Annotated in this window: 15 protein-coding genes and 1 pseudogene; 4 read left to right on the forward strand and 12 right to left on the reverse strand. The window is 32.9% G+C overall.

Annotated elements, in window-relative coordinates; all coding sequences use genetic code 11:
• Positions 1–190: 190 nt before the first annotated feature.
• Positions 191–557 (forward strand): annotated as a pseudogene (locus tag FS935_RS14485) (ATP-binding protein); the annotation flags it as partial.
• 154 nt (positions 558–711) lie between these two features.
• Here FS935_RS14485 and FS935_RS14490 read toward each other — a convergent pair.
• Both FS935_RS14490 and FS935_RS14495 read right to left on the reverse strand, forming a co-directional pair.
• Positions 712–1,224, reverse strand: coding sequence for a DUF84 family protein (locus tag FS935_RS14490; RefSeq protein WP_146949355.1), 513 nt, complete (start codon positions 1,222–1,224; stop codon positions 712–714).
• Positions 1,225–1,288: 64 nt separating this feature from the next.
• On the reverse strand, positions 1,289–2,362 hold the full coding sequence (locus tag FS935_RS14495; RefSeq protein ID WP_146949356.1) for a M42 family metallopeptidase: 1,074 nt from the start codon (positions 2,360–2,362) through the stop codon (positions 1,289–1,291).
• Positions 2,363–2,543: 181 nt separating this feature from the next.
• Between FS935_RS14495 and FS935_RS14500 the strand changes: the two genes are divergently transcribed.
• Complete coding sequence (locus FS935_RS14500) at positions 2,544–2,855, forward strand: PepSY domain-containing protein (protein WP_146949357.1); 312 nt, start codon at positions 2,544–2,546, stop codon at positions 2,853–2,855.
• A 148-nt stretch (positions 2,856–3,003) separates the two neighbouring features.
• Here the strand turns inward: FS935_RS14500 and FS935_RS14505 are convergent, their stop codons facing one another.
• Positions 3,004–3,849, reverse strand: a complete 846-nt coding sequence (locus FS935_RS14505; RefSeq protein WP_146949358.1) for a YtnP family quorum-quenching lactonase — start codon at positions 3,847–3,849, stop codon at positions 3,004–3,006.
• 229 nt (positions 3,850–4,078) lie between these two features.
• Complete coding sequence (gene trmB / locus FS935_RS14510) at positions 4,079–4,729, reverse strand: tRNA (guanosine(46)-N7)-methyltransferase TrmB (RefSeq protein WP_146949359.1); 651 nt, start codon at positions 4,727–4,729, stop codon at positions 4,079–4,081.
• A gap of 253 nt (positions 4,730–4,982) precedes the next feature.
• On the opposite strand from trmB, the gene FS935_RS14515 reads away from it, so the two are divergent.
• A complete protein-coding gene (locus FS935_RS14515) occupies positions 4,983–5,261 on the forward strand; it encodes a YtzH-like family protein (protein ID WP_146949360.1) in 279 nt (92 codons plus the stop codon).
• Here the strand turns inward: FS935_RS14515 and FS935_RS14520 are convergent.
• The 7 genes from FS935_RS14520 to thpR form a co-directional block, all read right to left on the reverse strand.
• Positions 5,252–6,061: a phosphotransferase family protein gene (locus tag FS935_RS14520; RefSeq protein ID WP_146949361.1), complete on the reverse strand. Its 810-nt coding sequence runs from the start codon at positions 6,059–6,061 to the stop codon at positions 5,252–5,254. The genes FS935_RS14515 and FS935_RS14520 overlap by 10 nt on opposite strands.
• A gap of 485 nt (positions 6,062–6,546) precedes the next feature.
• Positions 6,547–8,676, reverse strand: a complete 2,130-nt coding sequence (pulA, locus tag FS935_RS14525) for a type I pullulanase (RefSeq protein ID WP_146949362.1) — start codon at positions 8,674–8,676, stop codon at positions 6,547–6,549.
• A 194-nt stretch (positions 8,677–8,870) separates the two neighbouring features.
• Positions 8,871–9,800 carry a diacylglycerol/lipid kinase family protein gene (locus tag FS935_RS14530; protein ID WP_146949363.1) on the reverse strand — a complete coding sequence of 310 codons (930 nt, stop codon included), beginning with the start codon at positions 9,798–9,800 and terminating at the stop codon, positions 8,871–8,873.
• Between the two features lie 135 nt (positions 9,801–9,935).
• The gene (locus FS935_RS14535) at positions 9,936–10,892 is read right to left on the reverse strand and encodes an NERD domain-containing protein (protein ID WP_146949364.1); all 957 of its coding nucleotides are present in this window, start codon (positions 10,890–10,892) and stop codon (positions 9,936–9,938) included.
• 185 nt (positions 10,893–11,077) lie between these two features.
• Positions 11,078–11,764 carry an LrgB family protein gene (locus FS935_RS14540; RefSeq protein ID WP_146949365.1) on the reverse strand — a complete coding sequence of 229 codons (687 nt, stop codon included), beginning with the start codon at positions 11,762–11,764 and terminating at the stop codon, positions 11,078–11,080.
• A complete protein-coding gene (locus FS935_RS14545) occupies positions 11,761–12,147 on the reverse strand; it encodes a CidA/LrgA family protein (protein ID WP_146949366.1) in 387 nt (128 codons plus the stop codon). The genes FS935_RS14540 and FS935_RS14545 overlap by 4 nt, the downstream gene beginning before the upstream one ends.
• The gene (gene thpR, locus FS935_RS14550) at positions 12,144–12,734 is read right to left on the reverse strand and encodes an RNA 2',3'-cyclic phosphodiesterase (protein WP_146949367.1); all 591 of its coding nucleotides are present in this window, start codon (positions 12,732–12,734) and stop codon (positions 12,144–12,146) included. The genes FS935_RS14545 and thpR overlap by 4 nt, the downstream gene beginning before the upstream one ends.
• Before the next feature lie 425 nt (positions 12,735–13,159).
• Between thpR and cysK the strand changes: the two genes are divergently transcribed.
• The gene (gene cysK, locus FS935_RS14555; protein WP_146949368.1) at positions 13,160–14,092 is read left to right on the forward strand and encodes a cysteine synthase A; all 933 of its coding nucleotides are present in this window, start codon (positions 13,160–13,162) and stop codon (positions 14,090–14,092) included.
• A gap of 97 nt (positions 14,093–14,189) precedes the next feature.
• On the opposite strand, the gene FS935_RS14560 is transcribed toward cysK, so the two are convergent.
• Positions 14,190–15,359 (reverse strand): MFS transporter, encoded by a 1,170-nt coding sequence (locus tag FS935_RS14560; protein ID WP_146949369.1) that lies wholly within the window; start codon positions 15,357–15,359, stop codon positions 14,190–14,192.
• Between the last annotated feature and the right edge of the window lie 229 nt (positions 15,360–15,588).

The following is a 15,588-nucleotide window of genomic DNA, read 5'->3' on the forward strand; positions in this document are numbered from 1 at the left end:
TTCTTCAGTCTTTTCACGCTGCATTCTTCCCTTACAGTCATAGGGTCGATGTGGAGGACATGCCTGAGTAAATGGTCGTCATAGAGCTGATGAATGAATGAAAGACATTAGCGAGAGGAAAGCCCGAGTTAAAGTTCTTCATAGAGCTGATGAAGAACATAAGTACCTATTCTATTTTATTAATCTTGAACTTAAAAAGGCAAAGCTAGAAAACCGGTTAGAATCTCGATTAAAGCACTATCTATGGAATGTATAACATTATTAAATATGAAATTAGTTACCTTCCAATTGACAATGAAGATACCAAACTACTTTTTGAGCTAATTGATTTAAGATATGAAAAGAAAAGTACTATTTTAACTACAAATATTAGCTTTAAAGAATGGGATGCGATCTGCCAGGATACTAAATTAGCAAATGCAATATTAGATTGTGTTCTACACCACGCAACAGCCGTAAATATTTTTGGACCTTCTTTCAGAATTAAAGATCACTTAGAAAAATTGATCAATCCTTATACATTCACAAACGATCAAAATTGTACATTGTTAGCTTGACATATACAACAAACCATTCATTACACTTTGCCGACCATTCTAACATCATTGTCGACCATGATCTTTCTTTTGCATGCGGAATCCCCTTTCTTACGTCCAAAAAATAAAAAAAACCCTTTCTCATTGACTATCTTTAGAAAGGGGGGTGTTACTACTATCTATTTTTGTATAAATATTGACCAATTAATAAAGTGGATAACTCAGAAAACATTTGTGTACGATCAACTAAACCATTAGTGAAAATACCAATTGCTCCTTCATTTTGACGAACATTATGCTTCTTTACATAGCTATCCATAACATCACCTAATTCTTGACCAGCAAAAACTTGATCTCCTATTTCATTTGGAATAATAATTCTTGCTCCACCAGCAACAACAGGCTGTAAGCTATCATCAACAAGTGCACCCCAATTGCATAAAAAGTAACCAATTTCAGTTTTCACAAGACCACCTTCTAAGCCGACACCTATATTTGCTTTCTCTGCTTCACGTGCATTTCTAGCACGATTAATTGCACCTAACATCGTTTCTTCGTCAGATAGAGGCTGATCAGAAACGTTAGAAGAAACATTTACAGAGATAAACTCACCTTTAACATATTGGGTAAATGCATTTGTAACTGCATTGATTTTGGTTGGGTTCTTCGTTCCAATTGCTATAATCAAATTTCCTACTCCTATCTGACTCTATTATCAAACGCTAATACTTGCTATTTTGTAGTAAAATCAGTTAAGAATTATCCTTGATCGTTTTTACTGTTGTTGCATCACAAGATCTTACAAGACGTACCAATAGCTCTTTAGCTGCTGCATAATCCTCAACATGCATAATTGAGCCAGATGTATGTATATAGCGAGACGTAACACCAATCACTATTGATGGAACACCTTGATTTGAAACATGTACTCTTCCTGCATCTGTTCCACCCTGTGAAACAAAATATTGGTATGGAATATTATGTGTCTTAGCTAAATCAAGGACAAATTCTCTTAACCCTCGATGAGTTACCATCGATCTATCTAGAATTCTAAGTACTGCACCTTTTCCTAAATGGCCAAATTCCTTTTTATCTCCATTCATATCATTAGCAGGTCCTGCATCTAATGCAAAAAACAGATCCGGATTGATTAAATTTGCAGCTGTTTGAGCTCCTCGTAGACCTACCTCTTCTTGTACAGTTGCTCCAGAATAGAGAGTATGTGGTAACGTCTCACCTTTTAATTCCTTTAATAATTCAATTGCTAACCCACAGCCATAACGATTATCCCATGCTTTAGCTAATATCTTCTTCGGATTAGCTAAAGGTGTAAAATCACATACTGGCACTATTTGTTGACCTGGTTTTATTCCTATTTCTCTAGCATTTTCTTTATCGTCTGCACCAATATCAATTAACATATTTTTTATTTCCATTGGCTTTGAACGTTGACTTTCGCTTAACAGATGCGGTGGAATTGAGCCAATTACACCTATAACTGGACCATTATCTGTAATAATTTGTACTCTTTGAGCTAATAAAACCTGGCTCCACCAGCCACCAAGTGGTTGAAAGCGTATCATCCCATTATCAGTTATCGCAGTAACCATAAAACCTACTTCATCCATATGTCCTGCTACCATAATTTTTGGATCTCCTGTGTTACCTCTCCTTACGCCAAATATACTCCCTAATTTATCCTGTATGATTTCATCTGACAGCTGTGCAAGCTCTTGCTTCATAAAATCCCTTACTTGATGCTCATTACCCGGTGCACCCGGTAATTCAGTTAATGTTTTAAACATGTCTAAAGTTTCTTTATTCATATTAACCCTCATTTCAAATATGTATATTAGGTAAGATCTTATATAAACTACTTTCTAGCTTTGCTAACATTGGAATGCAATTGATTTATCTGAACATGATATAATGTAAACTGTAAAAATATACGCACAAACACAATCCTGTATAAATTTTATACGATGATCGAAACTAAGGGGTGACAAAATGAAAGGTAAATATTTTTTATTAGGCTTAGGACTTGGTATTACAAGTACATATTTAGTAAAAAAACGAGTGGAGCAATCGAAAATCTCTTCTGATAAGGCACTTGCAATCGTAAAAAAAGCCTTTAAAGAAAAAGGACCAATTGATGGATCTTGGATTTACACAATCCCAGAAATCTACTCTAATGAACATTTAATATATGAAGTTTATAAAGCTGGTATTTCTCGCTCTGTAGATAATCAACTTGAGCAATATGAAGCTTATATTGATATCTACACTGGAGTTATTGTACACGTTGAACAGCTTCATTAAAATTCAAAAAAACTATTTGCTTAAGTAAAAAGTTGTAAAGTTGCTTCTTGTCTTTTTCTTAGCCAACTAAATATTACGATATTAATAAAGGATAATAAAAGTTTTTAACAAAGGGGATGTTTACTTTACATCCCTTTTGTCTTTATATTTAAGATCTAATACGCTCTATCTTTTCCAAAACATTACCTTCTTTATCCCATTTTATTGCCCGGTAAAATGCATCATGATAAAATATAAACCAGGCATTTTGGGATTCCCCAAACTCCAGCCATTTTTGTTTATTTTCAATGGATGTCATTGGGTAATCATCATAAGCTAGAACCCACAGAGGGTTTTTATGTGCATGTGTTGGCATTAAATCAGCCATATGGACAACAGTATCTTTCTCATCTTGAAGGATAACTACGCTATGACCATCACTATGGCCACCAGTATGATGCATTTCAATACCTTCTATAACCTTGATCGAAGTTTCAAATGTTTCAACTTGATGTTGAATTGCTTCCCAATTTTCTTTCCAATATGTATTACGTGATCGGATATTCGGATTTCTCATTTCTTCCCACTCAATAAAAGAGGTGATAATTTTTGCATTCGGAAAAACAGATATTAACTTATCATTTTCCCACTTTGTTAATCCACATGCATGGTCAAAGTGCATATGTGTCATAAGAATAATATCAACATCATTTGTTTCCAAACCTAACTTCTTTAATGATTTTTCAACCATTGATTCTGCTCTTACCCCATAATTTCTAAGTTGCTTTTCATCAAACTTTCCAGAACCAACACCTGTTTCTATTAAAATATTAAGTCCGTTTTTTTGCACAAGCATAGGATCAGTTCGTAATTCAATTTGATTTTTATCATTGACCGGATATTTTTTAGACCATAGCGGTTTCGGCACAACACCAAACATTGCACCACCATCAAGAAATGTTACCCCACCATCTAACCATGATATTTTTGTTTGACCAATTTGAAGTATTTCCACATAAATCCCTCCCATTATTATCTTATCATAACTATATTCTATGATGGAAAGGAGAAGTTAGGTCTCATTATGTAAATTCAACATAAGCATTGACCTTTTAGTTCTAAGTTTGATTTCTTTGAAGGAACTATTGAGAATAATCTTTAATGAGGGTGGTCACGGAAATCATTCCATTTCAGAAATTAACAACAAAAAAACAGTGAATATCACTGTTTTCTCTAGCTTACTTTTATATATCTTCATTCATGTATTTTGCTTCAACTCGATAAATTCTTTGACCTTTTCCTGAGAACTTTTCTTCATACTCAGTCATAATATTTCCTTCGAAATCACTATTATGCAGATCTAAACTTAGATATTTCAGCTGTAAACCGTATTCTGAGAAGCTAATTAAAGAATACTCAAACAATCCCTGGTTATCAGTCTTAAAGTGTATTTCTCCACCTTTTATTAATATCTTTTCATATAAAGATAAGAAATCCTTATACGTTAGACGTCTTTTTGCATGACGAACTTTAGGCCATGGATCTGAAAAATTTAAATATACTCGATGAATTTCATTTCCATCAAAATACTCCGATAAATCCTTTGCATTAACATTTAACAATTTGAAATTTTCAAGTTGTAAATCTACTGCTTTTTGAACTGCTGCTACAATAACACTGTCAAAAAGCTCAATTCCTATATAATTAATGTCTGGATTTTGCTTTGACATACCCGCTAAAAATTGTCCTTTACCAGTACCAACTTCAATATGAATTGGGTTATGATTACCGAATATCTCATGCCATTTTCCTTTATATTGCTCTGGATTTGAAATAGCATATTGAGAATGTTCTGTAATAAAATCATTTGCCCAAGGTTTATGACGTAAACGCATGAAGACACCTCTATCGATTTATTATCGTTCTAAAAGATACCATGAATGGTACATGTTATCAAGTATGAAAAAGTGTAAAATGAATTTTTAGTTTGTGGCAATTTTACCTAACTTTATTGCAGGCAGGCTAAAAACTAGGAGGCTGACTATAAAGTCAACCTCCTAGTTTTTATATCATCTATTTATACCTGTATATTTTTACTCAAGTAATGACAAATTATAGTTATATGTTTTATGAAAAGGAGTGTTTATTTTGCCAATTCAATATCATGATCAAGTAAATTTACTAAAAGATATATTATCAGAGCATCAAAGCGAATGCTGTGGAACTGTAGCAGAGTGTGAACAACTTGAAAGAGTCATCAAATCCCTTATGGTAAACTCTAACACAAATCCTAATGTGAAAAATATGCTTGAAGATATTTATACTTATAGTCAATCAGGGAAAAACTCTACTGAATTAGATCAACATATCCAATCACATCAAGAACAACTATCTCAATGGGTTGAAGATATTAACACTTATTCCTGAGAACTGCTTTTGATCTTATTGATAATGATTGAAATATGTTCAACCCAATTATTCATTTCTTTGTTATTATTTTTTGCATGATACCATAAAAAAGATGTTATGGCTTGTAACAGAACATACCAATAAATTCTCGTTCTCAGGTTTAAATTAAGCTCTAATCCGTAAGCTGAAAGCCATGCTTCCCAATCTGCTTCATCTATATACCAATATAATAATATACCTATATCAATAGCCGGGTCAGCAATCATTGCTCCATCCCAATCGATTAGGTAAAGCTGATTATCCTCAGATATTAACCAATTATTATGATTAACATCACAATGACAAACAACCTGGTCATTACATTGTACATCTGGAAGCTGCTCAATTAATAAATCAATCGCATCCCTAATTTCTGGGGTTTCGATTTTCTCAAAAACAACCGCTTGCTGTATATCTTCAATTATGGAGTTAGGAGTTAGCGGTTGCTTTCCTAATCTTCTTAACATATCTAATAACTCTTTAGAGCGATGTATTTTACGAAGAAGCTCAGCAACATGCTGACCATGCATATCTACTGCTTTTAATTCTCTCCCAATAAGACGATGTTGGGCTGTAATAACATCTCCATTTTCCATCCGCTTCGTCCACATTAATTTTGGAACAATACCTTCTGCCGAAAGCACAGCTAAAAACGGAGAACTGTTACGCTTTAGAAAAAGCTGCTGTTCATCTTTTGTTGCAAAATATGCATCACCTGTTGCACCACCAGCAGGTGTGATTTTCCACTCGCTACCTAATACTTCTTCCAACCAGTTCACCTTCAATTTCAACCCAACATTTCATATAAGTATTTGAAAAGCACAAGCATCTTTATTCCAACCACAAGAATTAATAAATACTCTATATTTCACAGTCACATAAGACGCTTGAACTAGACTCTAAAACATCAAGTAAAAAAACTTATTCATATTACTTACCAATTTATATATATTGACTTTAAAATACATCCGCAAATTCAGCATAAAATTTATAGTAACTTTCTTTAATAAAAAGTACAACAACATTCTATTAAAAGCTTTGATAAGCCTTACATTGTTTTAAATTATTTTTGCTGATAAATAAGAATATGTTACAGTTCATCATAATCTTGCCTTTACTGTTAAAGGAGCTAAAATCAACCGAATAAGTTTAACAGAGCAAAAAATAAAAAAGATAGCTGATAGTGATTATAGAACGTACACTATAGCTATCATATTAAATTTTATCTCCTAATTATGACGGTCGTCAAGTAAAAGTCGAAATCCTACTTTTTACAGAAAACATACGTTCCTAAATCTCGTATATCCACCTGATTATTTACTGGTGATGGATCATTTATTACTACCTTATGAGGATTAACTATTTCTTTCCATCCTTCTACAAAAGGAAGCTCTATTGAATAAGAAGCATTTGGATGGTTATTGTGAACAACATACAAGAAATTCCATGGACCTAGTGTTTTTACATCTTTTAAAAGGTAACAAATTAATTCCGGCTTCTGATCATCAAATAATAAATGCTCTTTGATTAAAGAAGAAGATGGTAAACGGAAAGCTCCATGAAGCTTTCTCAACTGTATTAACTCTTTAACATATTCAATATTTTCTTTATGGATAGAACGCTCTTTCCAATTGATCATATTTATATCGTCTGATGAGTTATAGCTATTTTCAACACCTTGTTTTGTTCTAAAGAATTCTTGTGCTGCATGGATAAAAGGAACTCCTTGCGAAAGAAGCACGATACTAGTTGCTAATCGATGTCTTGCTTCTCGTAGCTTGTTATCCTCGTCAGGCGCGTACAACTGGAAACGATCCCACATTGTATGGTTATCATGTGATTCAACGTAATTTATTGACTGATGAGGATCTAAAAACATATTTGCAGACCCACTTATTATATTTTTCATTTGTTCATATTTTTCTAAATTCGTGTAAACAAATCCACAATCATCCACACTAAATGTACTGCCTTTTATTACATCTCTGAATTGATCATTGAAAAAGCTAATTTCAGGAATTGTATTCGCATTGTCAATCGTTGCTTTCTTATCACCTGCTAATGGTGTATTTAAATCCCAGCCTTCTCCTAGTAAAAATGCATCTTTTTTTATCGATAAAATTCTACTCTGCAACTCTTTCATTGTCTCAATATCCATAATCCCCATCAAATCAAAACGAAAGCCATCGACATCATATTCTTCTAACCAATATTGGGCACAATCAAGAATAAACTTTCTTACCATGCTTCGTTCTGAAGCAAGATCATTTCCTACGCCTGTTCCATTTGAAGCAAATCCATTTTCATCATGTCTAAAGTAATATCCTGGTAGTAGCTTCTCAAAAGATGAATTTTCCTTGGAATAAACATGATTGTATACAACGTCTATAATAACTTTAAAACCATATTCGTGAAGCTTTTGGATGAGCCTTTTAACCTCGATAATTCGTTTATAAGGATCTTTTGGATTTTGTGAATAGCTGCCTTCTGGTGCAAAAAAGTGTAGAGGATTATAACCCCAGTTATACGAATCTAGTGGATTTGTTTCATCTACTTCTTCATAATCATTTATCGGTAATAACTCAATATGAGTAACACCTAGCTCTGACAAATAGGATAGACCTGTTGAATCACCTAAACTATTGTGTGTTTCTGTTTCTAACCAGCCGTCGTATTGTCCTTTATTCACTATTCCACTATCAGGATGAATTGAAAAATCTCTTATGTGAGCTTCATAAATAATTGCGTCTGTTTTATTTTTGAGGAGAGGGGTACTTATTTTTTGAGTAGCTGTTTTTTCTTTATTAATAATTACACCATATAATCCATTTATTGATACAGCTTTTGCATAAGGATCAATGACTTCATTCCACATTAAATTTATACAGGTAAGAAACGTATAATAGCTTTTTTCGTAATCACCTTCAAGAGTGATCGACCAGGTTCCTTTTTCACATCTTACCATCTCATATGTTCCATACTCGTTAATGTTTTGATCATAAAGCCTAAGTTTTACTTGTGTTGCAGTGGGAGCCCATACTTTACACATTATTTTCTCATTGAAATAGGTAACACCTAGATCCTGACCCTCATAAGCAAACATATTGTCAAATTCATTTAAACGAATAACAGCTCCTATTTGCAGATCTGTTTCGCATCCGTCACCATCAACAATAATGTATGTTTTACCAAACTCAATATCGCAGTCTGGCTTGCATATATATTTTATATAGCTTTCTATAAATACTTTTTCTTTAATTAATAATGCTTCACTATAATCCTCTAACTTAAGATAGAAGGTCTTATCTTCACAATCGTGATCGATTGGGATAAGAATCGTTATTTCATCCATCGTATCTAAGAACGCTTCAAATGACCTATTTATACTTAACATGTTATGCCCTCCAGACGAGAGTTTTTATTTATGAAAAATAGAGCTCTATATAGCTTAATTAGATGAAAAGTGGATTGAAACGCTCTTTAATTTTGGTTTGGTTAATTTTTATTGTTTCAGCTCACATGCATTAACTCAACCTACACCTTTAGTTTTACCAAAGCCTACTAAATTAAAAATATACTATAACGTCCCTAAATAATAATTGAAGCATGTGACTTTTTTACAGATATTTTTACTGGGCACTCCCCTACAACATCACCATCGGCATGTAACAGAATATTCCCTTCAGAACGTGCAGCTACTTCTTGACAAATGATCTCCTTCACAGCTTTTCCCTTTAACTTCTTACTGAAAATTGGTGTCAATAAAAGAAAAAAAAGTTGATATCTATTAATATCACTTACAACAGCTACATCTATATATCCATCATTTGAATTAGCATTAGGTGAAAGAAGCATATTCCATTGTGTATTAGGACGATTTGAAATGGTAATAAACCATACATTTTCGTAACTAATTAGCTCTCCATCTATTGTCATGTGTATGGTAAAAGGTTGATAATTCAATAGTACCTTAATTAAGCTTGTCATAAACTTAATCCGCTTTATTAAAAAAGATTTATTTGTGTTTGTTATGGTTTTGGCTTTTGTATCAACTAGTTCAGCATTTAATCCAATCCCGAGACGATTAATAAATGTTCTGCTTGAACCTTTTCTTTCTAAATGAAAATCTCCAAGGTCCATAGATGCTAATGGCTTTGTAAATTGTTGTCTTAAATATTTAACTGCCTTAATTGAATTACTCGGGAGTTTCGTTCCTCTAGAAGAATCCTTTCCACTTCCTGCATAAATAAAACCTATTTGAATTTTATTTACTGGAGTTAAACCATTAATTATTTCATTGATGGTTCCATCCCCACCAATACCAATAATGGTTTTTAATCGATAGTTTTGGATAGCTGCAATTTGTCTAACAAGAACCTCTGCATGTCCTGCATATTCAGTATAAAAGGAGCGATAAGAAACTTTATTCTTCTCAAGCTCTTTTTTCACCTTTCTCCATGTCTTCAATGATTTACCATGACCAGCTTTTATATTAATAATAAAAAATAATCCATTCATGTTATGGCTCCATTATCCATATTATTTTATGTATGTTAACCTATTATGTTCTAGTTTTATAGAAGCTCTTTTCTTTATATAAGGGTTGTCAAGGCTCTAACGTAAGAGCCTTACAAAATGCCCCTCCTCGAGGAATCAATTAGATTCATCCCATTCTGATCGATAGTAGGAATTTGTTAGACAATGAGACAATAACACCTGTGCTGCTTTTAACTGAGCATGTTTAAGTGGTGCAGAAGATTGTCGTAGTCTTTGAAACCAGCTTTCATATGTGCGTTTATCTAATATAGTAATATCGAAAGGAGCAAACGGATAATCTATATATCCATTTCGACTAATAATTAATTTTTTTACAGGAAGATCTACGCCTTGTGAAGAAAGAAGTTTTGTTACAACTGTACCCGTCCGATTTAGGCTAATGAGCGGGTTTAAAAACTTCTTTTCATTTTCACCTTTCCTCACACTCCAAAACTTCTCCTTTGAACCTGTAAAAATAGCTTCATCTAGTTGCTCAACAAATGACAGACAATATATTTCTGAAGTACCAATAAGTATAATTTCTAATTCTACAGGTGCATTTTTCAACTTGAAAATTGGCCGATATAGTAATAAAAACTGATCAGGAAGGCGTTTTATGAAATAAGGAAGTAATTTATCTCTATAAATTGCTTTATCAACAGAAGATTTTTCTCTTATTGTTGAGCTTGCCCATCTTATTTGAAACCGAAAGATATAATCTAAAAATAAATGTTTCAAATCATCCACTGTTTTTGGGATTGTTGTAAACTGAAACTGCAATTCTTCGTCATCTAGAGCTGTTTCATTAACTAGTGGCTTTATTTCTTGCTTTTCTATCTCTACCTCATCTTTTGAAAACCGATTTTTCACTTTTTGTAGAAATGTTTGTTTTTCTTCTTCTTGCTCTATTTGGATTTCACTAACTTTCATTACTGTGTGAAACATATTGTTTTCCCATGCTTTTGATACCTTATCCCATTGATGTCTTTTCAAACGGATAAATTGACTTGGATAGCGATAAGCATCAATTTCATATCGTGAAATATAATCATATAGCTTAATTAATTGTGCCAATCGATTTTCAACTCCTCAGGTTCTATAAAACAATAAATAATCTAATTAGGCTGTTTTGTAATCTTCTTTTATTTCAATAATGAAGGTTACAAGCCCTTTTTTAACCTTACAGAAGAAATAATAAGTTCAGGTTGCAACAACCTTTCAGAAAAGAGCGTTACTCATAAATATAGTTGTGATTTTTTTTAGTTGATGAAAGATAAAATAACAGGACATAAAATGCTAGTGAAAATTGCACTTATAGTTAATGCAATAGAACTGACCGCCCCTTCTACACTTCCTATTTCAAGCGCTCTTGCTGTTCCTATACCATGTGAAGCAGTACCAAATCCAATTCCTCTTGAGATGGAATTCTTTATTTTCAGCGTTTTTAATACATAAGGACCAATCATAGCTCCCGAAATACCAGCTACCATAACGTAAACAGCAGCCATAGCTGGCGTACCACCAAGTAATTCACTTATTTCCATCGCAATGGGAGTAGTCACAGACTTAGGCGCAATTGAGTACAATAACTCCTTATTAACGCCAACTATCAAACTCAATATGACTCCACTTATCACTCCAATGAACGATCCTATAAATACACTAATAAAGATACTGACTACATTACTTTTTATCAGCTTCCGATGATCATATAATGGAATAGCTAAAGCTACAACCGCTGGACCCAAAAGTCCATCAATCCACTTTCCACCGTACATATAACTTGTATAAGGTATTTTTAAAACAAGTAAAAAACAAACTGCAATAAAGCTGGCCGTAAAAATTGGGACAAGAATCGGGTATTTAAAGTGAACATACACTTTTTTCATTAACGCATATAAAGAAATGGTCATAATAATAAAGAAAATACCAACAATGATCTTCATACTGACAGTCCTCTATCCTTTTTCTTTTCTTCACCTTTAGTTAAAATAAAATCACTAATTAAAGAAGACGCAGCCATCACAATAAAAGTACTTATAAAGGCAATAGCTATTGTTAATAAGCCTTTTCCCTTAAATAGCTCAAGATAATCAATAACCCCTACAGTCGCTGGGATAAATAATAAAGGTAAATGCTTTAGTAAAAAAGCGCCTCCCAGTGAAAACCATTTTCTTTTTATAAATTTAAAGTGCAGTGCAGTAAATAGAAATAGCATTCCTATAATACTTCCTGGCACAGGAATTTGGCTTACATTTTGAATAAATACACCTATTAGATAGATTCCATACAGCAGAATAACTTGAAATGAAATTTTAAATATATTCATTCCCTTTTCTCCTTGTTTAGAAAAGGGAAATTGTCTTTAACTTCATACTTTGGTGCTCTATTGAGATGTGTTTGATAGAGGTTTATTTGTTCAACATATAAGGAATTTGTATCTTTTTTAAAATGCTCTTCATGATCTATCGGTTTAATGAAGTTATCTTCCGATATCCATTTTCGTGCAATTGTAATATGTGGGCGAAATGGTTTTGAATCAAGATGAATTCCAATATCTTTACAAACATTATATACTTTTTGCTGCAAATCAGCTAAAGCTTCAGATTCTTCTAAAGAAATCCATAAAATTCTAGGGTGTTCCTTTTTTCCAAATGTATCAATTCCTTTTATATGCATCTGGAAAGGTGAATAAACTGAAGTAGTTTCGTGTAAGATTAACTTTAGTTTCTCCAGCTTTTCTGTTTCTTCTACATGTCCTAAAAATGCTAATGTAATATGGTAGTCCTCTGGATGAACCCATGATTTGAATGGTAAATTTTCTTTATTAATCAAAATCCATTTGTTTATGATTTCTTTATTGTACTCATCTATTGGAACTGCAATAAAAAAATGAGTGTTATTTTGTTTTTGCATAAACTAAACCCCTTTTCTTAAGGCTTTTGTTGTTAAAAGACATCATAATGTTACCGATACGTATCCACCACTAGATTTTAAAATGGTGCTTTCTAGATTTAAAATCAACCGTTAACAATTACCGCTATTTATTACTATATTTTATCCCACCTACCTGTGTATTAAAAGTATAAGAAATAGATTCTAATGATACTACAAATAAACACATAACTAATGGCTAATCCTAGTATTTTTATATGAAATTATGTTTTGGTATAATATAATTTTATTGATAGGTTCAACATTATATAGAAATACTTTAATAAGACTGGTTACAAAAGTATTTAATAAAGAAATGGCTTATGATAACCTGTAGATTGATTTTTAGCGTTTAGCAGAAATCAACAAAAGGTTTAAGAGCAAGAAATAAAAAGGGATGTGAAGGTATGAAAGTTGTAAATAATGTTGCAGAATTAATTGGAAATACACCTTTAGTTAAATTAAATCGAATTAATCCAAAAGAAGGTGCAGCCATCTACTTAAAATTAGAATTTTTCAATCCTAGTGGAAGTGTAAAAGATCGTGCTGCTTATAATATGATTATAGAAGCTGAGAAACAAGGTTTATTAAAGCCAAATTCAACGATTATTGAACCAACAAGTGGAAATACTGGAATTGGGATTGCGATGAATGCAGCTGCACGTGGATATAAAGCGATACTCGTTATGCCAGATACTATGACTTTAGAGCGAATTAATCTTTTAAAGGCATATGGAGCTGAAGTTGTGTTAACACCTGGTGATGAAAAGATGCCAGGTTCAATAAAAAAAGCAGAGCAGTTAACGAAGGAAATACCAAATGCATTTATGCCAATGCAATTTGACAACAGTGCAAATCCTGATGCACACCGTTTGACAACAGCTAAAGAAATCATTGATGCAATGGATGAGATAGGAAAACCTCTTTCAGCCTTTATTGCAACCGCTGGGACAGGAGGGACTATTACTGGTACAGGTGAAGCTTTAAAAGAGCACTATAAAGATTTATCTGTTCATGTTGTAGAACCAGCTGGATCACCAGTTCTATCAGGTGGTAAACCTGGAATGCATAAGTTAGTTGGGACAAGTCCAGGCTTTATTCCATCGATTTTAAACCAAAATGTCTATGATGAAATTTTCAAAATAGAAGATGAGCAAGCATATGATATAACAAGAAAACTAGCGCGTGAGGAAGGTCTATTAGTTGGTCCATCATCAGGTGCTGCATGTTATGCTGCAATTGAGGTAGCGAAGCGTCTAACACCAAATGATGTTGTTGTCTGCATCGTATGTGACACAGGTGAACGTTATTTATCGAGTGATGTATTTGCATTTGAGTAGGAAATAAGTTTCCACACTTAAGGAGAGAAAATATAATTTCTCTCCTTTTACATTTAGATGTATTCTTTGGATGCACTGAAACCAAAGAGAAAAAATCTTATGTTTTTTTACTATACTGAAACCAAACTAACACAGGAATAGCTAATGTTGACAAGCAGCCAAAAAATAAATACACATGCATGACGGTATAACCTTCCATTATTAACCCTCCTACAAATGTACAAAACCAATTTCCTAACCCATTTCCAATAGCTGAATATAGTGAAATAGCTGTTGCACCTACTTTTTTCGGAGCTATATCCTTTACATACTGAATAGCACCAGGTATGAATAAGCCTACGGAAAATCCTTGGGCAATAGTTGAAAGATAAATAACATATAAAGGTGGTTCAATAAAATATAAAAACCATCGAAGTGCTGAAACAATCGTTGCTAAAATAATGATTCTAATGATACCTAACTTAGCAATCATTCTTCCGGCTACTTTCATAAAGGGCGCTTCACTTCCAGCAGCAAGGAGAAAAGCAATACCAATTCCAGTTAATCCTCCACCAACTTCTGAAATTAATATACCAAAATAGATATTGTTAGCTAATATAGGTCCTAATACTAAAAATGTGACAAACAGAAAAATAAAATACTTTGGTACATTTGAAAGCTCTTTTAAGCCATCTTTTATACTAATCTTCATTGATTGATTTTCTTTCGGCAATCTCCAAGCAAATACACACGCAATGACTAATGTGATAGAGAAACCATAAAAAATAATAGACAAATTAGTTAAATCTGAAATCCAACCAACAATTAAAACGGATACAGCAAACCCTACTGCTCCCCAAAGGCGTATAGAACCATATTGAGCCTTCGTTTTTTGAACATAGTTCATGGCAATACTATCTGATAAAGGAATAAGAGCACTTTGTGTTATCGCTAGGAGAATAGCAATAATGATAATCCATGAATAACTAGCGACATATGAATAAATCAAGCCAAAAATTGCAGTGAAAATTAACGCAATGGTTAGCAAATAAGTTGGCCGCTGAGTCATATCACTTAATACACCCCAAAGAGGCTGAACTAGAATCATAATAACAGGGCTTAAAGACATAATTGTTCCAATCTGACTTCCTGTTAAACCAATCACATCGTTTAAGTAAACTGATAATAGTGGAAAAAGAGAACCAAAGCCAAAAAAGATAAAAAAGTAATACAAATAAAAATTCGTATTAATAGCTCTAGCTTCTTGCTGTGGTAATGAATAACCCATGATGTTCCTTCTTTCTAAAATAGCTTTTTAAAAGATAGGCATTGTTAAAACATTAATGTTGATTTCCGTTACATGCATTTGCATCAATTAACAAAGTGCTAACATTCAACATTAAGCTGTAACATAGCCAAAAAACAAAAAGAAAAGGTACACTCAAAAAACTTTCTCCAAATAACCTACTTTAAGTAGAAGATTTTTAAAGAGAAGAGTTCTTTTGAGTTACCTTTAT

It is taken from the genome of Metabacillus litoralis (assembly GCF_007994985.1).
In the GTDB taxonomy this organism is placed as follows: Bacteria; Bacillota; Bacilli; order Bacillales; family Bacillaceae; genus Metabacillus; species Metabacillus litoralis.

Excerpts from the sequence above, each read along its gene's own strand:
- FS935_RS14495 (WP_146949356.1), bottom strand. The coding sequence starts at position 2,362 with ATGAATAAAGAAACTTTAGACATGTTTAAAACATTAACTGAATTACCG.
- FS935_RS14500 (WP_146949357.1), top strand. The coding sequence starts at position 2,544 with ATGAAAGGTAAATATTTTTTATTAGGCTTAGGACTTGGTATTACAAGT.
- trmB (WP_146949359.1), bottom strand. The coding sequence starts at position 4,729 with ATGCGTTTACGTCATAAACCTTGGGCAAATGATTTTATTACAGAACAT.
- pulA (WP_146949362.1), bottom strand. The coding sequence starts at position 8,676 with ATGTTAAGTATAAATAGGTCATTTGAAGCGTTCTTAGATACGATGGAT.
- FS935_RS14530 (WP_146949363.1), bottom strand. The coding sequence starts at position 9,800 with ATGAATGGATTATTTTTTATTATTAATATAAAAGCTGGTCATGGTAAA.
- FS935_RS14540 (WP_146949365.1), bottom strand. The coding sequence starts at position 11,764 with ATGAAGATCATTGTTGGTATTTTCTTTATTATTATGACCATTTCTTTA.
- FS935_RS14545 (WP_146949366.1), bottom strand. The coding sequence starts at position 12,147 with ATGAATATATTTAAAATTTCATTTCAAGTTATTCTGCTGTATGGAATC.
- thpR (WP_146949367.1), bottom strand. The coding sequence starts at position 12,734 with ATGCAAAAACAAAATAACACTCATTTTTTTATTGCAGTTCCAATAGAT.
- cysK (WP_146949368.1), top strand. The coding sequence starts at position 13,160 with ATGAAAGTTGTAAATAATGTTGCAGAATTAATTGGAAATACACCTTTA.
- FS935_RS14560 (WP_146949369.1), bottom strand. The coding sequence starts at position 15,359 with ATGGGTTATTCATTACCACAGCAAGAAGCTAGAGCTATTAATACGAAT.